The sequence below is a fragment of the Thioclava indica genome, assembly GCF_000714545.1.
GTDB classification, from domain to species: domain Bacteria; phylum Pseudomonadota; class Alphaproteobacteria; order Rhodobacterales; family Rhodobacteraceae; genus Thioclava; species Thioclava indica.
In genome coordinates, this window is record NZ_AUNB01000017.1 from 1 (window position 1) to 22,160 (window position 22,160).

Consider the following 22,160-nt stretch of genomic DNA (forward strand, 5'->3'; position numbering starts at 1 on the left):
ATGATCCGAGGCCACGCGCGCCAGAGGCGTATCCAGCACCCCCGCACGCACGACAAGCAAGCCCGGTGCTGTGACGACCCTGTCCAGCCGCCCGAACGGTGCGCGCGCGGGATAGCTTGCACCGGGGGCGTGGACGTGAAAGCCGGTCAGCGTCTCAAAGCCGCGCTCGTTGCGCCATTCGTTAAAGTCGCCAATCGCCAGCGCGGGATGAGGGTGCGCGGCCCGCATCAGCTGCGCGATGCGCGTCCATTGCGCGCGCCGATCCGTGCGCCTTAAGCCCAGATGTGCCCCTACCAGCGTGAACGGCCCGCCATTATCAGGGGCGATTTTCACCGCCAGCGCGCCGCGCGGCTCCAGACCAGGCAGGGTGATTGCCTCGACCCCCAGCACCCGCGTGCCGCGCCGCACCAGCACGACCTGACCATGCCAGCCCAAACTGTCGGGGCCGGTGCGGGGCATATCGTGACGCTCGAAATCGGTCTCGGTGTCAATCAGCTTTTGCGCCAGCGCGGCGGGGCGCGTGCCCATGCGGCGATCCACCTCTTGCAGCGCGATCACGTCGGCTTGCAGGGCGTTGATCACGGCGATGATGCGCTCGGGATCGCGCCGCCCATCCGAGCCGACGCATTTGTGCAGATTATATGAGGCGATACGAAGTGTCATTTTATCAATACGTTACAAGTTAAATCTCAGGTGCCGCAGAAGGTGCGCGAGACGCGTTCTTTAGGGCGTGGCGCGGTTTCATATTTCAGGAAACGCGCATCGGAGACAAACGGGTCCGCAAGGGCGGCGTTGAGATTGTGAAAGGGGTCGTAGTCTCCGGCTAATGCAGCCTCGATCATCGCCTCCACCTGATGATTGCGCGCAATGCGTTGCGGGTTGGCGCGCGCCATTACGGCTCGGGGATCAGGTTCATCTTGCAACCGTGCGCGCCAGTCCTCGGCCCATTGATCAAAGGCAAGGCTTTCGGTGAACTCAGTACGGGCTGCATCAGGATCGCGCCACAATGCGCTGAAAACACGCGTGAAATCGGCCTGCTCTGTCGCCATGCGTTCCAGCAGGGAATGGATCAGCGGCAGGTCGTCTTCGCTTGCATCGGCCAGCCCGATCTTGGCCCCGAACCGCTTCAGCCAAGCCGCCTGATAGATCGGAATAAAGCTGTCAACGGCGGCACTGGCGGCCTCAATCGCGGCGTCTTTCTCGCCCATCAGCGGCAGCAGGCTGGTGGCCAGTTGCGCGAGGTTCCAGATCGCGATTTGGGGTTGCTGGCCAAAGGCATAGCGCCCGAACTGGTCGATCGAGGAAAACACCTTGCGCGGATGGTATTCATCGAGAAAGGCGCAGGGGCCATAGTCAATCGTCTCACCGGAAATCGCCATATTATCGGTGTTCATCACGCCATGCACGAAGCCAAACGACATCCACGCCGCGATCAGTTCGCCTTGCGCCGCCGCGACTGCGCGCAATAGGCCAAGTGGTCCGTCCGCGTCAGGATAATGGCGCGTTATCGCATAGTTACACAGCGTCTCTAATGCATCCGTATCGCCGCGCGCGGCGAAATACTGGAACGTGCCGACGCGCATATGGCTTGCCGCGACGCGCGTCAGAATTGCGCCGGGGCGCTGCCGGCCATCGCGCGACACGGTTGCGCCCGTGGTCACGGCAGCCAGCGCGCGGGTGGTGGGCACGCCAAGCGCGGCCATCGCCTCGGACAGCACGTATTCGCGCAGAACCGGCCCGATCCACGCCCGCCCATCCGAGCGCCCGCGTGAGAACGCCGTGCGCCCCGAGCCCTTGAGCGCGAGATCAAAGCGCGCCCCGTCCGGTGCCACGACCTCGCCTAGCAGTACCGCGCGCCCATCGCCAAGACGCGGCACGAAGCCGCCGAACTGGTGCCCCGCATAGGCCTGCGCAATCGGCTCGGCCCCCTCAGGCATCGCGTTGCCCGCCAGCATTGCCAGCCCCTCGGGGCCTGCCAGCCAATCGCCATCCAGCCCCAGCCGCGCCGCCAGATCCCGGTTCAACGCGACAAGCGCGGGGTCGGGCACCGGATCGGCGGGTTGGGGTTCGAAAAATCCGGCAGGCAGTCGGGCGTAGCTATTGTCGAAACTGAGGGTCATGCGCGCTCCTTTCTCCAGATATAGGTCGGGCGCGGGATGATCCCAATCCCTCTTTGCCCTGCCATGTCATCTTTAACCTTCCGTGCCCCGTCGCAAGGAACGGGGTTGCGTGCTAGGGTGGATGCATGTCCCGTCGCACGCTCAAAAGGTTTCGCCAGATCACGCCGCCCCTTTTTGCGTCGCTGGTTCTGGCCGGTTGCACCGAAGCAAACCATATCGGCAACCCGCTGACGCTGCCCATTCGCGCCATAGCGTCGGGGGCCGAGAACGCGGCTTACAGCCACAAGCGCGGTGTTGTGAAAACGTGGATCACCCGGAATGAGGCGGGGATGCGGGCAGAGAGGTTTGACGGCCCCGTCACGCAATCCTTGCTGGAAACGCTGCCCGCTGCCGCCCGCAATCAAGCGCGCCAAGACCTGAAAGAGGCCGCCCCGCATGCCGATTTCCCCGAGCGCGCCACCGTAATCATCATGGTGCATCGCGACTGAGCTGGACGGTGCCCGCCCGCGCGATCTCACAACCGCCCGATGCGTTCAACCAGCAGCGCGTAAAACCCCGCCGCGTCGATATCGCCGATGAACAAAGCGTTGGGCGCACGGTCGGTGACGCGCCACCAATCGGCCACTGTCATGCCCATCGTTAACTCGGACTGGGTTTCGATCTCGACATTGATATGGCGCCCGGTGAACAGATCGGGGGCGAGCAGATAGGCGATCACGCAAGGGTCATGCAGCGGCGCGCCCTCGGATCCGTATTTCGCCATATCGAAGCGCTCGAAGAAATCGGTCCAGCTTGCAACCGCGTGCCCCACCTGCGTGCCCATCGCGCGAAACGCCTCGACACGGGCGCGCGAGGTCAGCGCCTTATGCGTCACATCCAGCGGCATCACCACAATCGGAACGCCTGATTTAAACACGATGTCAGCGGCTTGTGGGTCGACGTGAATATTGAATTCTGCCGCTGGCGTGGTGTTGCCGACCTCGAAATAAGCCCCGCCCATCAGCACGATCTCGGCCACGCGGTCCTTGATGTCGGGGGCGCGTTCAAAGGCGGTCGCGATATTGGTCAGCGGTCCAAGCGGGCATAATGTGACCGTGCCTGCAGGGGCCTCGCGCAGGGTCTCGATCAGGAAATCGACGGCGTGTTGATCTTGCAATGCCATCGCAGGCTCGGGCAGTTCGATCCCGTCCAACCCGCTTTTGCCATGCACATTTTCGGCGGTGACCAACATGCGCGCCATCGGGCGATCACAGCCGGCAAAGACGCGCATATCGGGCCGCCCGGCCAGTTCGCACACCTTGCGCGCATTCAGCGAAGTCAGCGCCAGCGGCACATTGCCCGCCACGCAGGTAATGCCAAGCACCTCCAGCTCGGGGCTGGCCAGTGCCAGCAAAATAGCGACCGCGTCGTCTTGGCCGGGATCGGTGTCGATGATGATCTTGCGCGTCATGATGTCCCTCTCGATTTCGCGCCAAGATGGGACAGGGCGCGGGCGTTGTCCATCCGCCGTGAAAGCAACCTTAAGGGGGCACGTTTTCGCCATATTGCGCCGCTAATTTTAAAGCCAACCAGACAAACTGGAGGCAGAGCATGACCCGTCGCCATCATCTTTTCATCGCATCCCCCGCCTCGGGCGCGCTCGGGGCGCATGTTGCGCGCACCTTGGCAAGCGGGCAGAAAGACCTGGCCAAAGCGGGCTATGGCGCGGCCGTGCTGGGGCCGCACCGGAGCGGGCAGATTCATCTGGACGCTGCGCTGATTGGTCAGGCGGAATGCGGGCTGTTTCACTTCTTTGGCGATGCGCGCGCGCGGGCGACGCGGTTTGCGCAGCGGCTAAGCGCGCCGGTTGGGCGTGTCGTGATCCAGACCCTGCCTTACGATCAATATTACCCGATGATGTGGCGCCAACTGGCCGTGACGCGCGCGCTCAATCCCTTTGCGGGGGCGACAACGCGGTTGGTCGAACGTCCGCGCGGTTGGGCGCAGGTTATCGAGGATCTGCATGCCGCGCTACAGCCGCAAGAGATCGTTGTGCTGCCCGCGCCCGTTCTTGTCGATGAGGCGCTGGCCGCCCTCGTTCCCGGCGCGCGCCTTGATGCGCGCACGCCCGCGCTGGCTGATCACTCCGATAGCGAAATTGCTATGATGCAGCGCTTGTTGCGCGCCAATGTCACACTGGCCCCGCAGCAGATGCACCGCCTCAGCAAGTTTCACGCCCGCCAACCCCAAGGCGCGCCGCTGGCCGGGTTTGACGTGCTGGAGACGATGAAACTGCGCCAACGTTATAGCTGCGATATGGACCAGATCGCCGCGATGGCGCGCACGCGCATCGGCGCCGATCTGGAGTTTGCAATCGCTGCGCAATAACGCGCTTTAGCCGTCGAAATCGACCTGATCGATCAGTTTCAGCGCGGCGGGACGAAGCTGCGCGATCTCTTCAAGCGACAGGGTATCGGGGGTCAATTCGCCCCAGCTTGCCACCAGATCCGAGCGTTTCACATCAGCCTTGACCGGGAATTCGTGATTGGTCTCGGCATAGATCTCCTGCGCTGCGTCCGAGACCAGAAATTCCATCAATTTCAACGCGTCGGCCTTATTCGGCGCGGATTGCGTCATCGCCACGCCCGAGATGTTGACATGCGTGCCACCGCCCTCAAACACCGGGAATTCAAGGCGCACCGCGTTGGCCCATTCCTGCTGTTCGGGATCGGCCAGCATCTGGCCCATGTAATAGGTATTGCCCAGCGAGATATCGCATTCGCCTGCCCAGATCGACTTGACCTGCGCGCGATCATTGCCCTCGGGCTTCTTGGCGAGATTGGCCTTGAGGCCTTCGAGCCAAGTCTTGGTCGCCTCCTCGCCGTGATGGGCCAGATAGGCCGCGGTGAGGGCGACGTTGTAATCATTGGTGAAAGAGCGGGTGCAGATCCGGCCCTTCCATTTCGGATCGGCGAGATCCTCATAGGTGGTCACCTCGCCCGGCGCGACGCGATCCTTCGAGGCATAGACGATGCGCGCCCGCGTGCTCAGCGCGAACCACTGGTTGTTCGGATCGCGCAGATTGGCGGGGATTGCCGCGATCAGGACAGGGTCGTCGACGGGCTGGGTCACGCCCGCATCCACCACCTCTTTGACGCGCGCGATATCGACCGTCAGCACCAGATCGGCGGGGCTGCGTTTGCCCTCGGCGCGCAGGCGTTCCAGCATGCCCTTATCAACGAAGGCGGTGTTCACCTTGATGCCGGTTTGCGCGGTGAAGGCGTCAAACAGCGGGGCGATCAGCTCGGGTTGGCGATGCGAATAGACGTTCACATCTGCCAGCGCGGGGCTGGCGATCAGGGCAGCCAAAGGCAGGGTCAAAGTCAGGGGTAGGGGCGTTTTCATGTCTCTCTCCTGTGACGTGGTTCGCGGTCAGAGGTAAAAGGCGATCACGGTTTCGTCAATAGTTGAGCGAAACAATCGGAAATAAATTTTGGATACGAAAAAACGCCCGGCGCGCAAGGGGCGTCGGGCGTGAACTGGTGTTTTGAAGGCAAGGCGGCTGCGCGGTCAGCTTTTCTCCGCTGCCTCGAAGTTTTCCAGCGCTTCAAGCCATAGCGCCTCGGCGCGGGTCATCGCGGTGCGCAGCTCGGCGTGTTTCTTTGACCAACGCTCGGCCTCGGCTGCGCGGGCGGTGGCGTAAAGCTTGGGATCGGCCATGATCGCGTCCAGCTTTTCCATCATCTCGGCTAGCTTGGCCACGCGCGCCTCGCTTTCGCGCAGCGCCTTTTTCAGGTTTTGACGTGCATCGCGCGCGGGCTTTGGCGCGCTTGGCGTGGGCGCTGCGGCGGGCGTGGCTTTCTGCGTCTGTTTGGCCGGTTTCTGTTTGCCTGCCGGGGCGGGCGGGGCCAGCAATTCGGCGCGATAGCTGTCAAGATCGCCACTATAAGGTGCGACGCCGCCATCTTTGACCAGCCACAGCCGATCCGCCACCAAGCTAAGCAAATGCATGTCGTGGCTGACCAAAATCACCGCGCCGGAATATTCGGTCAACGCCGAGACCAGCGCCTCGCGGCTTTCGATATCAAGGTGGTTGGTCGGCTCGTCCAAAATCAGCAGATGGGGCGCATCAAGCGTCGCCAGCAGCAGCGACAGCCGCGCCTTTTGCCCGCCCGAGAGCTTGCCCACGGCGGTTTCCGCCTGATCGGCGCGCAGACCAAAGCCCGCCAGCCGCGCGCGCAGTTTCGCTTGCGCCTCATCCGGGCGCTGGCTGCGCAGGTGCTGCAGGGGCGTTTCATCAAGATGCAACTCGTCCACCTGATGCTGCGCGAAATAGCCGATGCGCAGCTTGGACGACCGGGTGATCTTGCCCTCCATCGCCGTCAGCTTATCGGCCAGAAATTTAGAAAGCGTTGATTTGCCCTCGCCATTGCGCCCGAGCAGCGCGATGCGGTCGTCCTGATCGATGCGCAGATCCAGCCGCTTGAGGATCGCAGGGCCACCATAGCCGACCGCCGCGCCCTCCATCGTGATGATCGGCGGGCTCAGCTGTTCGGGCTCGGGGAAGCTGAACACCTGTTGCGCGGCTTCTTCGGGCGCGGTGATCGGCACCATCTTTTCGAGCATCTTCACGCGGGCTTGGGCCTGTTTGGCCTTGCTGGCCTTGGCGCGAAAGCGATCCACGAAGCTTTGCAGATGGGCGCGCCGGGTGTCTTGTTTCTTGGCCTGTGCGGCTTGGGCCTCACGGCGAAGCGCACGGGTGCGCGCAAACGTGTCATAGCCGCCCTGATACAGCGTGAGCTGGCGCTCTTCGAGATGCAGGATCGCGCCGACCGCGCGGTTGAGCAAATCGCGGTCGTGCGAAATCACGATGACGGTGTGGGGGTAGCGGGCGAGATATTGCTCCAGCCAAAGCGCACCTTCCAGATCGAGATAGTTCGTCGGTTCGTCCAGTAGCAGCAGGTCAGGCTGGGCAAACAGCACCCCCGCCAGCGCCACGCGCATCCGCCAACCGCCCGAGAAATCGGAACAGGGGCGGGCCTGGGCCTCGTTGTCAAAGCCAAGACCGCGCAGGATCGAACTGGCGCGCGCCTCACCCGACCACGCGTCAATATCGACCAGACGGGTCTGGATATCGGCGATGCGATGAGCGTCGGTGGCGGTTTCGGATTCCGCCAGAAGGCTGGCGCGTTCCTCATCTGCTGCAAGAACCGTATCGAGCAGCGAGGTTGAGGATGAGGGCACTTCCTGCGCCACACCGCCAACCTTGGCACGCGAGGGCAGGGTGATTTCCCCGCCATCCAGCGTCAACTCGCCCCGGATCAGGCGAAACAGCGTGGTTTTGCCCGCGCCATTTGGCCCGACAAGGCCGACCTTATGGCCCTCGGGGATGGTGGCAGAGGCGCCTGCAAACAGCGGGCGGCCTTCGATCGAATAGGATATATCTTTGATGCGCAACATGCGCCCTCCCTTGCAGCAGGCGGGCGGGCGCGTCAATCGGCGCTGCGCGGATGGGGCGAATTTGTTGCCCATAAAAGGCGTGCGCCCCTTCATCAAATCGCAACGAAGCTGTGCCATATCGGGGCGCAACAGACGCGTGAGGGCTTTTCAAGTCTTAAGCTGCATGATAGCAGGCGCGTGATATTCAGGACCGGATCGACCGGCCAAGAAGCATGAAAGAAAGGGTCTCACATGGCCATCGAACGCACGTTCAGCATCATCAAGCCCGATGCAACCAAGCGCAACCTCACCGGTAAAATCAACGCCAAGTTTGAGGAAGCGGGTCTGCGCATCGTCGCGCAAAAACGCATCCAGATGACGTTGGAACAAGCCGGTCAGTTCTACGCAGTCCACAAAGAGCGCCCGTTTTATGGCGAACTGTGCGAGTTCATGGTCTCCGAGCCGGTCGTCGTGCAGGTGCTTGAGGGCGAAGGCGCGATCCTGAAAAACCGCGAAGTGATGGGCGCGACCAACCCCGCCGACGCCGAAGACGGCACGATCCGCAAGGAATTCGCCCTGTCGGTTGGTGAGAACTCGGTGCACGGCTCGGACGCGCCCGAAACCGCGGCAGAAGAAATCGCTTTCTTCTTCTCGGGTCTCGAAATCGTCGGCTAATCAGCGTTTTTCGCGCAAACCAATCTCATCAAGGGCCGCATCCAATCGGGTGCGGCCTTTGTCTGTTGCGGGTGGGTCGGTTTTCACCTCGGCGCAGAGCGCGTCAAAGGATTTGCGCAGCTTTGCTTTCTCCGCGCCCCGGCAATCGTTCCAAGGGCGACCTTGCAACGCCATATGCAGCGCGTAATAGCTGATGAAATGTGCGTAATTGCCCACCGCTAACCAGGCGCGATAGGCCTCATGGGCACCAAGCGCGCGCAACTGCTGCGCGCTGGTGATACCGGCACGGGCAAAGCCCTGCTCACTGGCAGGGCCAAGACCGGAAATTGAGGTAATCTCGTCACTCATCTGACACCTGCACGCAATCGCGAGGGGGGTAGAGTGACGTGCGGCGCAAGATTGCGCAAGTCTGTCCGGAAAGAGGGGCAAGATTGCGAAAAATAGCGTCGCTCAGGGCAGGCGACTCGCGCCCCCGTGAGGACGCGTCGCCAAGGCGATCCTAGATCGACGCCCAGTCGTTAAAGACGGTGCCGCCCTGTTGCTGCGCGCCGCCGCCTTGGCCTTGTTGCTGGCTGGGACGGGGCGATCCGCCCTGTTGTTGTTGGCCCGATTGGCCGCCCGATTGCTGTTGCATGACACTTGCCTCATCATGAGTCGCGTTTGCGGGGTGAGTCCCGCTTGTAGTGCGACAATTAGGCTCAGGCTTGGGCGGTTTAAAGGGGGGGTCAAGTAAAACTGAATTCTGAGCGCATTCGCGTGATCGCGCGTCAGGAAACTGTGACGCAAGCGACACGAAACGCGCTGCTGGCCGATGATTCGGGCTTTTTTGTGGCACGGTGTTTGGGGAGCGCTGAACTTTGCTAGGAGGCCCTGTTTGCTGTGCTACCTACGGCACAGATACGCCCGCGCGCGCCCTTATCCATATGCAAAATCGCCTCAAGGGCTGCGTTATCCTCAATCAGATCGGCGAGCGTCCTGCGATCCAGCGAGGTATAGAACGCCTCCAACGCATCTATCAACGCCTCGCGCAACAAGCAGGCCTGCGACAGCGGGCAAGTGTTTGTCTTCGCGTCAAAACATTCCGCGAAGGGCAAAATCCCCTCAAAGCTGCGCAGCACATCTCCGACCCCGATTTTCGCGGGGGCGCGTGCCAGTTCCAAGCCGCCCGCGCGACCGCGATGTGTCTGAATAAACCCCGTCTGGGCCAGCGTGTTCACAACCTGGGCAAGATGGTTTTCCGAGGCATTGCAGGCCACGGCGATCTCGTGTTTGCGCACGATCCGGTTTGGATTTACCGCGCAAAACATCAGCACACGCATCGCAAGGTTGCTTCGAGTGGTCAGCCGCATCTATGCCTCCGAGGCTTGGGTGACTTTACCCATACGCGATTATTTTTGCGCCCGGTTTGATTTGTATCAGATCACGGTCCGATAAATAATACATCACAGATGCGTCATTATGTCAGCGCCCGTCGCGGTACACGATGGAATACATGCAGGCCAACGAATATGTTTTTGGAGGTAGCCCGCATGACAGATTTCAACTTCAAGCCATCCCGGCGTGGATTTCTTGGCTTGGCAGGCGGTGCGGCGGCCCTTGGCGCGTTTGGCCGTGCGGCCAATGCTCAGGCGATGGTGCAGACCAAGGCGAAGATTGTGATTGTTGGGTCGGGGGCTGCGGGGACGGGGCTGGTCAATCGGCTGGTGCAACGTCTTGAGGGCGCGCAGATCACGCTGATCGACGGGCGCAAGGATCACTATTATCAGCCCGGCTTTACGCTGATCGCGGCGGGTCTGAAACCGGCCGACTATTCGGTCAGCGGCACGGGCGACTGGCTGCCCTCGGGCGTGACATGGATCGAGGATTACGCCGCCGCCATCGACCCCGAAGCGCAGCGCATCACCACGCAAGGTGGCGAGGCGGTCGATTACGATTATCTGGTCGTAGCCACGGGGCTCAAGCTGGATTGGGACGCGGTCGAGGGGTTCTCTCTCGATCAGGTCGGCGAGAACGGGATCGGCGCGGTTTATGCCGGACCCGAGTACGCCGCGCGCACCTGGAAGGCGATGGACCAGTTCACCGATAAAGGCGGTGTGGCGCTGTTTGGCCGCCCCGCGACCGAGATGAAATGCGCCGGTGCGCCGCTGAAATACACGTTCCTGACGGATGATTATCTGCGCCGTAAAGGCACGCGCGAAAATGCGCAGGTGATCTATACGGCCCATAATGCCACGTTGTTCTCGGTTCCGGTGGTGGATGAAAAGGTCAAGCTGCTGTTTGGCGAGCATGATTTCGACACGCGTTACAATCACATTCTTACGGGTATCGATACCGCCACGCGCGAGGCCTATTACCGCGTTCCCGAAAGCAAGAAAATCAATCCCGACAATACCGTTTCCGTGACCCCCGAACGGGTCGAGAAGATCACCTATGATTTCACCAATGTCATCCCGCCCCAACGCGCGCCTGACGTGGTGCGCGAGTCCGGGCTGGCTTGGGCGGATAAGTGGATCGGGCAGGATTGGCTGGAGGTTGATCAGGAAACCCTGCGCCATCACCGCTATCCCAATGTCTTTGGCATTGGCGATATTGCGGGCGTGCCCAAGGGCAAAACCGCAGCGTCGGTGAAATGGCAAATTCCGGTGGTCGAGGATCATCTGGTCGCCGCCGTGCAGGGCCGTGAGGGCAGCGCGATTTACAACGGTTATACCTCGTGCCCGCTGATCACCAAGGTGGGGCGCGCCATGCTGGTCGAGTTCGACTATGAGAACCGTCTGACCCCGTCATTCCCCGGTGTGATCTCGCCGCTCGAAGAGCTGTGGATTTCGTGGCTGATGAAGGAAGTCGCCCTGAAACCGACCTATAACGCCATGCTGCGCGGCAAAGCCTGAGGAGGCCATCATGCAAGAACTGACCTTGGAAACCCTGATCGCGGTGTTCGAAGAAATCTTCGGGCGCGCCTTGTTCTGGTCGATGGTAGGCGCGGCGGTGCTGATCACGGCGGGGTATCTCTATGTGCTGATCCGCGACCGTCACCTCTCGGCGCGCAAATTCCTGCTGGCGCAGATGTTTATGCCATTCGGCGCGGTCGCGGCGGTGGTGTTCGTGCAATGGGCGACCCATTCCAGCCTGTCCGATATCGGCGGCCCGATTGACTGGATCGTGCTTCTTGGTGTCGCAGGCGCGGGGGCTATCGGCACGGCGATCCTTGTCTATACTGTTCAATCTTTGACCAAGGGTCGCCAAAGCGCGGCCCAACTGGAGAGCGCAAAATGAGCACGACTGAAATGGCGCCAAGCGAGGCGCATAACCGGCTCGAACATTTCCCGATCACGTTTTTTGCCACAACGATGGGGCTGGGCGGGTTCACGCTGGCGCTGCGCGCGGCGGCCAAGCCGATGGGGCTGGGGCCGCTGCCCTATCAGGTGATGTTTGCCTTTACTGCACTCGTCTTTGTGCTGATCTCGGTGTTTTACCTCGCCAAGGCCGCCAAATACCCCCACGCGGTGAAAGAAGAGTGGCACCACCCGATCCGGCTGGCCTTTTTCCCTACCATCGCGGTGTCGCTGCTGCTGTTGGCAATCATCGCGATGAGCGTGTCACAGCCCTTGGCGCTAGCGCTTTGGATCTTGGGCACTCTGGCGCAAGGGGTGCTGACGCTGGCGGTTGTGACGAACTGGATTGGCACGCGGTCCTTCATGCATGGGCAGTTGAACCCGGCATGGTTTATCCCGGCGGTGGGTAATGTGATTGTGCCAATCGCAGGGGCGCAACTGGGCTTTGTCGAGATCAGTTGGCTGTTCTTCTCGGCGGGGCTGATCTTTTGGGTGATCTTGCTGACGCTGGTGTTCAACCGTCTGGTGTTTCACGACCCAATGCCGGGCAAGTTGCAGCCGACCTTGGTGATCATGATCGCGCCGCCCGCGATTGCCTTTATCTCTTGGCTGCGTTTGACGGGCGAACCGGTCACGCCGGGCGCGGTGATCGGCCACGGGGTTGATCCGTTCGCCCATATCCTGCTGTCGCTGGCCTATGTGTTTGCCGCTCTCGTGGCGGTGCAGATCCCGCGCATCTTGCGTCTGCCCTTCGCCATGAGCTTCTGGGCGCTTAGTTTTCCGCTGGCCGCGCTGACCATCGCGACGTTCCTGCATGGCGAACATGCTCATTCTGTCGCGCATGCACGGCTGGGAATGGGGTTCCTCGTGGCGCTGACGATCCTGATCGTTGTGCTTGTCTGGCGCACCATTCTTGGGATTATGCGCGGCGAGATTTGCCAGCCCGAGTGATCAGACCGACATTATAAAGCGTTGAAGGGTGGGCCTGTGCCCGCCCTTTTTCATGCGCTAGTGGCGGCGCGCTGTTTCTTGAGGATCGGGCCGCCGAACATAAAAACAGCGCGCGAGGTTGCCCCCGCGCGCCTAGATGTTTCAGCCGTTCAGCCCCGCTTATTGCTCGGTGAGCATCGTGTAGGGCTTGGGCGTGGCTTTCGTGCGCGCAGGCAGGATCGGGTGCACGATCTCGGGTTGCTCGCCGGTCAGCGCGCCAAGGAAGGCGGTGATGTCGTCGATCTGCTCGTCGCTGAGATCGGACCCAAGCTGCGAGTCGACCATAATCGCCACCGCATCGCGCAATTCCCAAACCGTGCCGGAGTGGAAGTAAGGCGCGGTCAGCGCGATATTGCGCAGTGGCCCGGCGCGGAAGACATATTCGTCATCGGCCGTTTCGGTCACAGCAAAGCGACCGTGATCACCCTCGGGCAGCACGTCTGCGCCGGGTTTTTCCACCAGACCGAAGGGGTAGTAGTCTTGACCACCCACGTTGATGCCTTGGTGACAGGCCGCACAGCCCTCATCCATGAACAGGGCCAGACCGCGCTTTTCCTGATCGGTCATGGCCGCGTCCTGGCCCATCAGGAACTTGTCAAAGGCCGAATTGGGCGTGATTAACGTGGCTTCAAACGCCTCAATTGCCTTGGCGAAATTGTCAAAGCTTACCGGGTCTTCTTCACCGGGGAACGAGGTCTTGAATTCATCGACATAGGGTTGCATCGAGTTCAGCGTTGCCAGCAGGTTTTCGGGCGTGTTGTTCATCTCGACGCTGGCTTGCAGCGGGCCTTTGGCCTGCTCGGCGAGATCGGGGGCGCGGCCATCCCAGAACTGGGCGACGTTGAACACGGCGTTCAGCATGGTCGGGGCGTTACGCGGACCTTTCTGCCAGCCATGCCCGATCGAGGTTTCCAGCCCGTCCACGCCGCCGATACCGACATTGTGGCACGACTGGCACGAAAACAGACCCGAGCGCGACATGCGCGGATCAAAGAACAGCTTTTTACCGAGTTCGATGCGATCGCGTGACAGCACGTTGCCCTCAAGCATCGGGGCCTGAAGCGGGATCGCCTCAAAGTAACCCTTGGCTTCGGCGCGCAATTCGGCGTCATCCGCAAATGCGGCATTTGCGAGTGCCGTGCTGGCAGCAAGCGCGGTGACGAGTAACTTTTTCATGGCTGTGGTCCTCCGTAGCTCGGAAAAGTATAATCGTTCTAAGGTAACGAAACTGTGAACAGATTGATGTGGATCAATTAAAAGTGTCAATTTTGAATTCTGACGGTGTGGCAGGGTGTCGCTGGGAACGGCGGTGCGCGCTTGACCCGACCTGCGCATCGCGTCACATCTGAGGCTTGCAAAGGGGGCGTTATGGCACTTGAAGATGCAAAGACACAGATAGATCAGGCTTTCACACGCGCCGAGCTGCGCGGCTTGAGTTTCGAGAACGCCTTCGGCGGGGCGACCAGTTTCCTGCGCCGTCGCTACAGCAAAGACCTGAGCGGGGCGCAGATTGCGGTGACGGGCATCCCGTTCGATCAGGCGGTGACCAACCGTCCCGGCACACGGTTTGGCCCGCGCGCGATCCGTGAGGCAAGCAGCTTGCAGGCGTTCGATGCGCCCTATGGTTGGGGCTATGATCCGCTAAGCGAGCTGGCCATCGTCGACTACGGCGATATGGCGTTTGATTACGCCAATGTGCCCGAGGTGCCCGCCCGGATCGAGGCGCATCTGGCGGGTATCATCAACGCCGGCGTGGTGCCGATCACGCTGGGGGGCGATCATTTCATCACGCTGCCGATCCTGCGCGCGGTGGCGGCCAAACACGGCCCGGTGGCGCTGATCCAGATCGATGCGCATTCCGACACTTGGGCGGATGACGACATGAGCCGGATCGATCATGGCACGTTTCTCTATAAGGCGCTCAAACTGGGGTTGGTCGCGCCCGAGACGACGGTCTCGGTCGGCATCCGCACCGATAACCCCGATACGCTGGGTGTCACGATCTTGGATGCGCCCTCGGTGCATCAGGACGGAATCGACGCGACTCTGGCGCGCATCCGTGACGTGGTGGGGGACCGGCCCACCTATGTCACCTTTGATATCGACGGTCTTGATCCGGCCTTTGCGCCGGGCACGGGCACGCCGGTTTGGGGCGGTCTGGCAAGCTGGCAGGCGGCGGCACTGCTGCGCGGGCTTAAGGGGATCAACATGATCGGCGGTGACGTGGTCGAGGTCTCGCCCCCTTATGATCCGACCGGGGTGACGGCCGTCGCGGGCGCGCATGTCGCGACGGAATTGCTGGCGCTGGCAGGGTGGGGCTTGCGCAAGGAGGGGGTATGAAAGTGTTGATGTGGGGGATTGTCATTGTCGTGGTGCTGATCGCGGCGGGCGATGCCTATGTGCGGCGGGCCCCGATTGATCCTGCGCGTTATGCGGTGGACGGGCTGTCCAAGCCCCCCGGAGACTACCCCGAAACCGGCGGTTTTCAGGGCGCGCGCAAGCCAAGCGACCCGGCTGCATCCATGAGCGCGCTGGACCGCATCATTCGCGCCACCGCACGCACCCAACAGGTGGCTGGAAGCGTTGCAGCAGGTCATGCCAGCTATGTCACCCGCTCGTCCTTTTGGGGCTTTCCCGATGTCACCAATGTCTGGATCTCAGGCGATACGCTGCAAATTCGCGGCCATCTGGTGTTTGGCTCATCCGATCTTGGCGTGAACGCCAAACGCATCAAAGGCTGGCTGGACGAGGCAGGCCTTTAGGGCGGCAGGCATTCCTGCCACAGCGAATCCCTCTCGCAGCGTCATGCCTTGTGTGAACGTCCGCGGCTTCTTATTTGCGCATCATGCGATCAGGGGACAGCGGGAGCCAGCATGACCAGCGCGATGCGATATTTTACATGGGCTTTCGTAGTGACCATCGCGGGCCTCATCGGGGCATTCGCGCTTGGCTATTATCATTCCGGCGGTTGGGGCGGGGCGGTGTCCTTTCTGCTGATTGCAGCGGTGCTGGCAGTGTTGGAAATCTCGCTGAGTTTCGACAATGCCATCGTGAACGCCAACAAGCTCAAGACCATGAGCCCGATCTGGCAAAAGCGGTTCCTGACATGGGGCATCCTGATCGCGGTGTTCGGGATGCGTGTCTTGTTTCCGCTGCTGATCGTGGTGATCGCCGCCGGGATCGGGCCGTGGCAGGCGATCCAACTGGCTGCGCAACAGCCCGCCGAATATGCCCGCATCATCGACGGTGCGCATCTGTCGATTGCCGGATTTGGCGGCGCGTTCCTGATGATGGTCGCGCTGAATTACTTCATCGACGAGGGCAAGGAAATCCATTGGATTCATACGCTTGAATGCCGGATGCGGGCCTGTGCCTCGGTGCGCGGGCTAGAGATCGGCTTTGTGCTGCTGGTGATCCTTGGCTTTACCTGGATCCTGCCCGAGGGGCGTGAGGGCGACTTTATGTTTGCCTCGATCGCGGGGCTGGCAACGTTTCTGGCCGTTGAGGTGTTGGGGCAGGTGCTTGATCGCGCAAGCCTTGCCACCGAGGCCGCGCGCGCCGGGTTGGGGGCGTTTCTTTATCTCGAAGTGCTGGATGCCTCGTTCAGCTTCGATGGCGTGATCGGGGCGTTTGCGCTGACGCAAAACCTGTTCCTGATCGCCATCGGTCTGGGCGTGGGGGCGATGTATGTGCGCTCGATGACGCTGATGCTGGTGGAGCGCAACACGCTCTCGGAATTTCGCTATCTCGAACATGGCGCATTTTGGTCAATCCTGATCCTGTCGATGGTGATGTTTGCCCAAACCCTCGTGCATGTCCCCGAGGCAATTACCGGGCTGGTGGGCGCGGGGTTGATCGGGTTTGCTCTGTTGTCCTCGATCCGGTTCAACCGGCGCCTTGGCGTGCCTCACGAGGATTGAATTTTTCTTGACTCGCGGCGCTGGGCGCGGCATCCCGAGCGCACTTCGGTTCCGCACCTGCGGATCAAAAGGGAACCCGGTGACGCGCGCATTGCGCTTATTCCGGGGCTGCCCCCGCAACTGTGAGCGGTGAGTGACGGCTGACTTTAGCCACTGGGTCGATGATCCGGGAAGGCCAGCCCGAGCGACGACCCGCAAGCCAGGAGACCTGCCGAGGCGCTCATCCTTTCTGCCTGCGCGGGGCGTGCGGGAGAGGCGGTGTTCCGCTCGTGGTGACACTCTCACCGTCGGCGGAAATTTTATTTTTCCAAAGACTTATAACGCGAAGTTCACGCAAGCTAAGCGCTGCGTTTCGAGGGATTTGGATATGAAAACCACCCATCTGACAGCCGCCCTGCTGCTGTCCACCACACTCACAACCCCCGCCTTGGCGCAAGACAGCCAACCTTATGCGCTGGATGAGATTGTGGTCTATTATGGCGCGCTCGAACCGCGTTCGGACAGCAAAACGGCGCAATCGGTAACCGTTCTGTCAAAGGCCGATTTGGAACGCTCGGGCGATACGCGACTGACCTCGATCTTTGCGATGACCCCGGGGGTTAGCATATTGACGCGCGGTCCGATCGGCACGCAGACGGGGCTGTCGATCCGCGGCGTTTCGCAAAACTATATTAAGGTGCGTGTCGACGGGATTGACGTGTCCGATCCTTCGGGCCCCCAGACCGCCTTTGATTTTGGTCGTCTCAATTCGCTAAACTACGAGCGGGTCGAGATTTTGCGCGGGTCGCAATCGGCGCTTTATGGCGGTCAGGCGGTGGGAGGGGTAATCAGCCTCGATACGCCCCGCCCAAGCCGTGAGGGGATCAGTCAGGGCTACACGCTTGAGGCGGGTTCGCGCGCATCGCTGAATGCGGCTTACAACCTAGGCTGGAAGCGCGGCGAGGATGAGTTGTCGATGCAATTGTCGAAAATTCGCACCTCCGGGTATTCGATCGCCGAGGCGCGCGACGGCAATTCCGAAGCCGATGGTTATCATTCCGAGCGAATTTCGGCGCGCGGACAGACCCGGCTCGAAAACGGCGTGCTGATCGGCTTTTCGGCGTTTGCCCAGAACTCTTATGGCGAACTTGACCCGCAGTATGTCTTTGAGAGTCTCGCATCGCCCTCGGTGAACATTGCAGATGGCATCAGTTACGACGATTTCGGAAAGTCGCAGCAGCGCGGAGCGCGGGTTTTTGCGCAATTTGATGCCGCTGGCTGGAATCACAAGATCGATGCCAGCTATTACACGATCGAACGGCAGACCTATTTCCACAATCTCGGTGCCGACTACGATCCGGTCACCTATGCAGTCATCGGTTCAAGTGACAAATATTCCAACTATTTGTTCTCAGGCAAACGCCGCACCGCATCTTGGGTGGCCGCGCGCGATCTGGCGGCGGGGCGGCTCAGTCTTGGTCTTGATTATCGCCATGAGGAATTTTCGCAAGGTGGCTATAGCGCCTACGGCCCAATTAGTGCTGGCGCGACCCAGGAAACCACGGGCGTTTTCGGCGAATATGATGTCACGCTTGCGCCTCGGGCCGATTTAGTCGTTTCTTTGCGCCACGATCACAACAGCCGCTATGGTGACTTCACGACCGGACGGATGGGGCTGACTTGGAAACTCGCGGACGACCTGCTGCTGCGCGGTGCGATCGGCACCGGCTATCGCGGGCCTTCAGGCTACGAGCTATACGGCCCCTATGGCGACACGACGCTGCATCCCGAAAAATCTGTCAGTTACGATTTGGGCTTGCAAAAGAACTGGGGCGAGACCTCGTTGCGTGGCACGTTGTTCCGTGTCGAGACACGCGATCTGATCGTCTATAACGGGATGAATTATCTTCAGACCTCGGGCAAAACGGTGCGTCAGGGGATTGAGCTGGAGGCCAAGGGCAAAATCTCGCCGCGTTTCGGCTACACGCTGTCCTACACCTACATTGACCCGCAGAACCCGACCGATCTGGGTTACGGTTCCAGTTGGAGCCAGACTTTCGGGCGCAACAATTTCAGCGCGTCGCTCGATGCAGAGATCAGCAATCGTCTGAACGGTGCGATGGTGCTGCGACATGTGGCCGATCGGGCACCAATCAATGGCACCGCGATGGAAGATTACACTTTGGTCGATGCAAAGCTGAATTACGATTTAGGCGAGGGCAAGCAGCTGTATTTGCGCGTCGAAAACCTGTTGGATGAGCAATACCAGCAGTTTCCGGGTTATGGTACCGCCGGACGCACCGCTTATGTGGGGCTGCGTGCGGCGTTCTGATCGCCTTGGCGCGGCGTTTATCGCGCTGATCTCTGCGGGCTTTTTGCTTGCAGTTCCGGCGCGGGGGGAGACCTCCGCGCCGGTTGCGCCCGCCCGTGTGGTGTCGATGAACCTGTGCACCGATCAGCTGGCGCTGGCGCTGGCCGATCAGGGGCAGATTGTTAGTCTTAGCCATTTCGCGACCGACCCGAACATGTCGGTGCGCTGGAAGCAGGCTGAGGAATACCCAGAAAACTATGGCCGTGCCGAGGAAATCTCGATTCTGCATCCCGATCTGGTGCTGGCGGATACGTGGTCAAATCCCGATACGATTGCGATGCTGAAAACGCTTGGTCTGCGGGTTGAGCAACTGCCGCCGGGCACCTCGTTGCCCGAAATCCGCGCGCGTATCACGACGATGGGTGCGTTGCTGGGCCACCCTGATCGCGCGGCGAAAATGCTGACGGGGTTTGACGCGCGATTGGCTGCGATCAAGCGGCCCGCGCCGGGGCTGCGCGCGGCGGTAATCGGGCCGTCGGGCTATGGCTACGGGCCGCGCACGCTGGAGGGGCAGATCCTTGCGATGGCGGGGTTTGACAATGTCGTCAGCGGGCCGGGGCTGGATTGGGGCGGGCGCTTGCCGCTGGAAGATTTGGTGATGGATCGCCCCGACCTCGTGATCATGGGCGGCTCTCAGGGCAAGATGGGCACGAGCCGCGCGCAAGCGGTGCTGGAGCATCCGGTGTTGCGCGATCTGCCCACGGTGCAAGGCCTGCGTGATGCGCGCTGGACCTGTGGCGGGCCTGCGATGCTGGGGGCTGTCGCTGATCTGGCCGCGTTCGGGCGCAAGATCGAACGAAACAAGGCAACACAATGAGTTATCGCGCGATCCTCATCTACCTGACGCTGTTGGTTGTGGCGCTGTTCACCGCCTCGCTGCTGATCGGGCCGTCGGGGATCGGCCCGATTGAGGGGCTGCGCGCGCTGGTCACGGGCCAAGGCGCGCCGGGGCTGGTGATGCGCGAGTTGCGCCTGCCACGCGCGATTTTGGGTGTCGGTGTAGGCGCGGCTTTGGGGTTGTCGGGTGCCGCGATGCAGGGCTTTTTGCGCAACCCGTTGGCCGAGCCGGGGCTGATTGGCACGTCGGCGGGGGCGGCCCTTGGGGCAGTGATTGCGATCCAGACGGGGCTTTATGCGAGTTTCGCGCTGGCGCTGCCTTTGGCCGCTTTGGCAGGCGCAGGCGTGGCGGTGGCGCTGATCCTGACGCTGGCGGGGCGCGAGGCGCGCGCGCTGGTGCTGATCCTCGCGGGGATCGCGGTGTCGGCGCTGGCGGGGGCGGCGACGGCGCTGGTGTTAAACCTTGCGCCATCGCCCTATGCCGCGGCTGAAATTGTGTTTTGGATGATGGGCTCGCTCGCGGATCGCTCGATGAACCATGTCGCGCTGGCAGCCCCCTTCCTGATGCTCGGCGCGGTGATTTTACTGCGCTCGGGTGCGGGGCTGGATGCGCTGAGCTTGGGCGAGGACGCCGCTGCCTCGATGGGCGTGTCGCTAAAACGGCTGCGCCTGCAGATCGTGTTTGGCAGCGCGCTGATGGTGGGGGCGGCGACGGCGGTGGCGGGCGCGGTCGGCTTTGTTGGCCTTGTCGTGCCCCATCTGCTGCGCCGCGCGGTAGGGTCGCGCCCGTCGCGACTGTTGCCAACTTCGGCGCTTGGCGGGGCGGCGATGTTGCTGGCGGCCGATATCGCGACGCGCGTGATTGCGCCCGAACGTGACCTTAAACTGGGGGTGCTGACGGCCATCGTGGGCGCGCCGTTCTTCCTTGCGATGATCCGCAAGATGGGGCGCGAGTCATGATGTTGACCTTGAAAAACCTGACCGTGTTGCGCGGGCAATGCCCGGTGGTGGATGATGTGAGCGCCAGCATCGGTCCCGGCGAATTTATCGGCCTGATCGGCCCGAATGGCGCAGGCAAAACCACGTTGATGCGCGCCGCTTTGGGGCTGATCGCGCATCGCGGCGAAAGTTCTCTGGCGCAGCTTGATCCGATGGCGCGGGCGCGCGCGGCTGCGTGGTTGCCGCAAGCGCGCGAGATCGCTTGGGGGCTGTCGGTGGCCGAGTTGGTGGCGCTGGGGCGGCTGCCCCACGGGCGCGATCAGGCCACACGCGGGGCGGGCGCAGTTAACGAGGCTCTTGCGCGCATGGGGCTGGAAACCTACCGCGACAGGGCCGCCACGCAGCTATCGGGCGGCGAGCAGGCCCGCGTTCTGATCGCGCGCGCATTGGCGCAGGAAAGCCCGCTGATCCTTGCCGATGAGCCGATCGCGGGGCTTGATCCGGCAGCCCAAATCGACACGATGGAGGTGTTTTCTGCCCACGCCCGCGCAGGCGGTGCTGTGCTGTGCTCGCTGCATGATCTGGGGCTGGCGGCGCGTCATTGCTCGCGCGTTTGGGTGATGGATCGCGGGCGGCTGGTGGCGGATGGTGCGCTTGCCGATGTGCTAAGCGAGGCGCTGCTGGCCGAGGTCTTTCACATCCGGGCCCACTTCAAGATGACACTAGAAGGCCCTGTTTTTCAACCGCTTTCAACTATGGATCACTAATGGCTTTTCCCCCCGAACGCATCGTCTGTCTCACTGAGGAGACCGTCGAGACGCTCTATCTACTGGGCGCGCAGGACCGGATCGTGGGCGTGTCGGGCTATGCGGTGCGCCCCAAACAGGTGCGCCGTGAAAAGCCGCGCGTGTCGGCCTTTATCAGCGCCGATCTGCCCAAGATCCTTGCGCTGAAACCCGATCTGGTGCTGACATTTTCCGATCTGCAAGCCGATATCGTGGCGGGCCTCGTGCGTGAGGGCGTGGCGGTGCATGCCTTTAACCAGCGCGATATCGCGGGCATTCTGGATATGATCTGCACGCTGGGCGCGTTGGTCGGCTGCACCGAGCGGGCGGAGCTTCTGGCGGCGAAATATCAGGCCCGGCTTGAGCAGATCGCCGCGAAACCGCGCCCCTCTCGCCCGCGCGTCTGGTTCGAGGAATGGGACGAGCCGCTGATTTCGGCGGTGGGTTGGGTGTCGGAACTGATCGAGATTGCAGGCGGACAGGATGTGTTCGCCAATCTCGCGCTTGAGGGCAAAGCCAAGCATCGCATCGTCACCCCCGAACAAGTGATTGCTGCTGCGCCCGAGGTTATTATCGGCTCGTGGTGTGGCAAGAAATTCCGCCCCGAGAAAGTTTCTTGCCGTGAGGGCTGGCAGAACGTGCCCGCTATTGCGCAAAACCGCCTCCATGAGGTCAAATCGACCTTGATCCTGCAACCCGGACCCGCCGCGCTTGGCGACGGGCTGGATGCGCTGGAGCGCGCGATCTGGGGCGCGCAAGGCTAAGCTCTCGACTTCGCGCAGAGCCGCGTT

23 protein-coding genes and 1 riboswitch are annotated in these 22,160 nt (G+C 61.8%); of the genes, 14 read left to right on the forward strand and 9 right to left on the reverse strand.

Features of this window, described 5'->3' with window-relative positions:
* Both DT23_RS05790 and DT23_RS05795 read right to left on the reverse strand, forming a co-directional pair.
* Positions 1-663, reverse strand: a 663-nt coding sequence (locus tag DT23_RS05790; RefSeq protein ID WP_038129305.1) for an endonuclease/exonuclease/phosphatase family protein, incomplete at its 3' end; no start/stop codon positions are given.
* Between the two features lie 26 nt (positions 664-689).
* Positions 690-2,120, reverse strand: a complete 1,431-nt coding sequence (locus DT23_RS05795) for a protein adenylyltransferase SelO (protein ID WP_038129308.1) — start codon at positions 2,118-2,120, stop codon at positions 690-692.
* Between the two features lie 125 nt (positions 2,121-2,245).
* On the opposite strand from DT23_RS05795, the gene DT23_RS05800 reads away from it, so the two are divergent.
* Positions 2,246-2,608, forward strand: a complete 363-nt coding sequence (locus tag DT23_RS05800) for a hypothetical protein (protein ID WP_038129312.1) — start codon at positions 2,246-2,248, stop codon at positions 2,606-2,608.
* Positions 2,609-2,634: 26 nt separating this feature from the next.
* Here the strand turns inward: DT23_RS05800 and DT23_RS05805 are convergent, their stop codons facing one another.
* Complete coding sequence (locus DT23_RS05805; protein WP_038129315.1) at positions 2,635-3,570, reverse strand: nucleoside hydrolase; 936 nt, start codon at positions 3,568-3,570, stop codon at positions 2,635-2,637.
* 140 nt (positions 3,571-3,710) lie between these two features.
* On the opposite strand from DT23_RS05805, the gene DT23_RS05810 reads away from it, so the two are divergent.
* Positions 3,711-4,487, forward strand: a complete 777-nt coding sequence (locus tag DT23_RS05810) for a hypothetical protein (protein ID WP_038129350.1) — start codon at positions 3,711-3,713, stop codon at positions 4,485-4,487.
* Positions 4,488-4,493: 6 nt separating this feature from the next.
* Here the strand turns inward: DT23_RS05810 and DT23_RS05815 are convergent, their stop codons facing one another.
* The gene (locus DT23_RS05815; RefSeq protein ID WP_038129352.1) at positions 4,494-5,504 is read right to left on the reverse strand and encodes a Fe(3+) ABC transporter substrate-binding protein; all 1,011 of its coding nucleotides are present in this window, start codon (positions 5,502-5,504) and stop codon (positions 4,494-4,496) included.
* A gap of 165 nt (positions 5,505-5,669) precedes the next feature.
* The gene (locus tag DT23_RS05820; RefSeq protein ID WP_038129442.1) at positions 5,670-7,559 is read right to left on the reverse strand and encodes an ABC-F family ATP-binding cassette domain-containing protein; all 1,890 of its coding nucleotides are present in this window, start codon (positions 7,557-7,559) and stop codon (positions 5,670-5,672) included.
* A gap of 231 nt (positions 7,560-7,790) precedes the next feature.
* Between DT23_RS05820 and ndk the strand changes: the two genes are divergently transcribed.
* Positions 7,791-8,213 (forward strand): nucleoside-diphosphate kinase, encoded by a 423-nt coding sequence (gene ndk / locus DT23_RS05825; RefSeq protein WP_038129353.1) that lies wholly within the window; start codon positions 7,791-7,793, stop codon positions 8,211-8,213.
* Here ndk and DT23_RS05830 read toward each other — a convergent pair whose 3' ends face one another.
* The 3 genes from DT23_RS05830 to DT23_RS05835 all read right to left on the reverse strand — a co-directional run bounded on the left by DT23_RS05830 (position 8,214) and on the right by DT23_RS05835 (position 9,562).
* On the reverse strand, positions 8,214-8,561 hold the full coding sequence (locus DT23_RS05830; RefSeq protein ID WP_038129354.1) for a TfoX/Sxy family DNA transformation protein: 348 nt from the start codon (positions 8,559-8,561) through the stop codon (positions 8,214-8,216). It lies immediately after the preceding gene.
* A gap of 151 nt (positions 8,562-8,712) precedes the next feature.
* Entirely contained in the window at positions 8,713-8,847 is a 135-nt protein-coding gene (locus tag DT23_RS20150; protein ID WP_276202212.1) for a hypothetical protein, read from the reverse strand.
* A 226-nt stretch (positions 8,848-9,073) separates the two neighbouring features.
* Positions 9,074-9,562, reverse strand: a complete 489-nt coding sequence (locus DT23_RS05835; protein WP_038129355.1) for an RrF2 family transcriptional regulator — start codon at positions 9,560-9,562, stop codon at positions 9,074-9,076.
* A gap of 180 nt (positions 9,563-9,742) precedes the next feature.
* On the opposite strand from DT23_RS05835, the gene DT23_RS05840 reads away from it, so the two are divergent.
* Genes DT23_RS05840 through DT23_RS05850 form a run of 3 tightly spaced genes read left to right on the forward strand, consistent with a single transcriptional unit; the run spans position 9,743 to position 12,499 of the window.
* Positions 9,743-11,104 carry an NAD(P)/FAD-dependent oxidoreductase gene (locus DT23_RS05840; RefSeq protein WP_038129356.1) on the forward strand — a complete coding sequence of 454 codons (1,362 nt, stop codon included), beginning with the start codon at positions 9,743-9,745 and terminating at the stop codon, positions 11,102-11,104.
* Positions 11,105-11,114: 10 nt separating this feature from the next.
* Positions 11,115-11,489, forward strand: a complete 375-nt coding sequence (locus tag DT23_RS05845; protein ID WP_038129357.1) for a DUF5368 domain-containing protein — start codon at positions 11,115-11,117, stop codon at positions 11,487-11,489.
* Complete coding sequence (locus DT23_RS05850; protein ID WP_051697075.1) at positions 11,486-12,499, forward strand: SLAC1 anion channel family protein; 1,014 nt, start codon at positions 11,486-11,488, stop codon at positions 12,497-12,499. Before DT23_RS05845 ends, DT23_RS05850 begins: the two co-directional genes overlap by 4 nt.
* Before the next feature lie 159 nt (positions 12,500-12,658).
* Here the strand turns inward: DT23_RS05850 and DT23_RS05855 are convergent, their stop codons facing one another.
* Entirely contained in the window at positions 12,659-13,714 is a 1,056-nt protein-coding gene (locus DT23_RS05855) for a cytochrome-c peroxidase (protein WP_038129358.1), read from the reverse strand.
* Positions 13,715-13,906: 192 nt separating this feature from the next.
* Between DT23_RS05855 and speB the strand changes: the two genes are divergently transcribed.
* The 8 genes from speB to DT23_RS05895 all read left to right on the forward strand — a co-directional run bounded on the left by speB (position 13,907) and on the right by DT23_RS05895 (position 22,133).
* On the forward strand, positions 13,907-14,878 hold the full coding sequence (gene speB, locus DT23_RS05860; RefSeq protein ID WP_038129359.1) for an agmatinase: 972 nt from the start codon (positions 13,907-13,909) through the stop codon (positions 14,876-14,878).
* A complete protein-coding gene (locus tag DT23_RS05865) occupies positions 14,875-15,300 on the forward strand; it encodes a DUF1499 domain-containing protein (protein ID WP_038129363.1) in 426 nt (141 codons plus the stop codon). The genes speB and DT23_RS05865 overlap by 4 nt, the downstream gene beginning before the upstream one ends.
* A 111-nt stretch (positions 15,301-15,411) precedes the next feature.
* Positions 15,412-16,458, forward strand: a complete 1,047-nt coding sequence (locus tag DT23_RS05870) for a DUF475 domain-containing protein (RefSeq protein ID WP_038129365.1) — start codon at positions 15,412-15,414, stop codon at positions 16,456-16,458.
* A gap of 29 nt (positions 16,459-16,487) precedes the next feature.
* Positions 16,488-16,688: riboswitch (cobalamin riboswitch) on the forward strand.
* Between the two features lie 137 nt (positions 16,689-16,825).
* Entirely contained in the window at positions 16,826-18,769 is a 1,944-nt protein-coding gene (locus DT23_RS05875; RefSeq protein ID WP_038129367.1) for a TonB-dependent receptor plug domain-containing protein, read from the forward strand.
* On the forward strand, positions 18,756-19,625 hold the full coding sequence (locus DT23_RS05880) for an ABC transporter substrate-binding protein (RefSeq protein WP_162177184.1): 870 nt from the start codon (positions 18,756-18,758) through the stop codon (positions 19,623-19,625). Before DT23_RS05875 ends, DT23_RS05880 begins: the two co-directional genes overlap by 14 nt.
* Positions 19,622-20,605, forward strand: coding sequence for a FecCD family ABC transporter permease (locus tag DT23_RS05885; protein ID WP_038129376.1), 984 nt, complete (start codon positions 19,622-19,624; stop codon positions 20,603-20,605). Before DT23_RS05880 ends, DT23_RS05885 begins: the two co-directional genes overlap by 4 nt.
* Positions 20,605-21,351 (forward strand): ABC transporter ATP-binding protein, encoded by a 747-nt coding sequence (locus tag DT23_RS05890; RefSeq protein ID WP_081846952.1) that lies wholly within the window; start codon positions 20,605-20,607, stop codon positions 21,349-21,351. Before DT23_RS05885 ends, DT23_RS05890 begins: the two co-directional genes overlap by 1 nt.
* Positions 21,351-22,133: a cobalamin-binding protein gene (locus tag DT23_RS05895; protein WP_038129381.1), complete on the forward strand. Its 783-nt coding sequence runs from the start codon at positions 21,351-21,353 to the stop codon at positions 22,131-22,133. The genes DT23_RS05890 and DT23_RS05895 overlap by 1 nt, the downstream gene beginning before the upstream one ends.
* Positions 22,134-22,160 lie beyond the last annotated feature (27 nt).

Coding starts and splice junctions, on each gene's coding strand:
- DT23_RS05795 (WP_038129308.1), bottom strand. CDS start 2,120: ATGACCCTCAGTTTCGACAATAGCTACGCCCGACTGCCTGCCGGATTT.
- DT23_RS05800 (WP_038129312.1), top strand. CDS start 2,246: ATGTCCCGTCGCACGCTCAAAAGGTTTCGCCAGATCACGCCGCCCCTT.
- DT23_RS05805 (WP_038129315.1), bottom strand. CDS start 3,570: ATGACGCGCAAGATCATCATCGACACCGATCCCGGCCAAGACGACGCG.
- DT23_RS05810 (WP_038129350.1), top strand. CDS start 3,711: ATGACCCGTCGCCATCATCTTTTCATCGCATCCCCCGCCTCGGGCGCG.
- DT23_RS05815 (WP_038129352.1), bottom strand. CDS start 5,504: ATGAAAACGCCCCTACCCCTGACTTTGACCCTGCCTTTGGCTGCCCTG.
- DT23_RS05820 (WP_038129442.1), bottom strand. CDS start 7,559: ATGTTGCGCATCAAAGATATATCCTATTCGATCGAAGGCCGCCCGCTG.
- ndk (WP_038129353.1), top strand. CDS start 7,791: ATGGCCATCGAACGCACGTTCAGCATCATCAAGCCCGATGCAACCAAG.
- DT23_RS05830 (WP_038129354.1), bottom strand. CDS start 8,561: ATGAGTGACGAGATTACCTCAATTTCCGGTCTTGGCCCTGCCAGTGAG.
- DT23_RS20150 (WP_276202212.1), bottom strand. CDS start 8,847: ATGCAACAGCAATCGGGCGGCCAATCGGGCCAACAACAACAGGGCGGA.
- DT23_RS05835 (WP_038129355.1), bottom strand. CDS start 9,562: ATGCGGCTGACCACTCGAAGCAACCTTGCGATGCGTGTGCTGATGTTT.
- DT23_RS05840 (WP_038129356.1), top strand. CDS start 9,743: ATGACAGATTTCAACTTCAAGCCATCCCGGCGTGGATTTCTTGGCTTG.
- DT23_RS05845 (WP_038129357.1), top strand. CDS start 11,115: ATGCAAGAACTGACCTTGGAAACCCTGATCGCGGTGTTCGAAGAAATC.
- DT23_RS05850 (WP_051697075.1), top strand. CDS start 11,486: ATGAGCACGACTGAAATGGCGCCAAGCGAGGCGCATAACCGGCTCGAA.
- DT23_RS05855 (WP_038129358.1), bottom strand. CDS start 13,714: ATGAAAAAGTTACTCGTCACCGCGCTTGCTGCCAGCACGGCACTCGCA.
- speB (WP_038129359.1), top strand. CDS start 13,907: ATGGCACTTGAAGATGCAAAGACACAGATAGATCAGGCTTTCACACGC.
- DT23_RS05865 (WP_038129363.1), top strand. CDS start 14,875: ATGAAAGTGTTGATGTGGGGGATTGTCATTGTCGTGGTGCTGATCGCG.
- DT23_RS05870 (WP_038129365.1), top strand. CDS start 15,412: ATGACCAGCGCGATGCGATATTTTACATGGGCTTTCGTAGTGACCATC.
- DT23_RS05875 (WP_038129367.1), top strand. CDS start 16,826: ATGAAAACCACCCATCTGACAGCCGCCCTGCTGCTGTCCACCACACTC.
- DT23_RS05885 (WP_038129376.1), top strand. CDS start 19,622: ATGAGTTATCGCGCGATCCTCATCTACCTGACGCTGTTGGTTGTGGCG.
- DT23_RS05890 (WP_081846952.1), top strand. CDS start 20,605: ATGTTGACCTTGAAAAACCTGACCGTGTTGCGCGGGCAATGCCCGGTG.
- DT23_RS05895 (WP_038129381.1), top strand. CDS start 21,351: ATGGCTTTTCCCCCCGAACGCATCGTCTGTCTCACTGAGGAGACCGTC.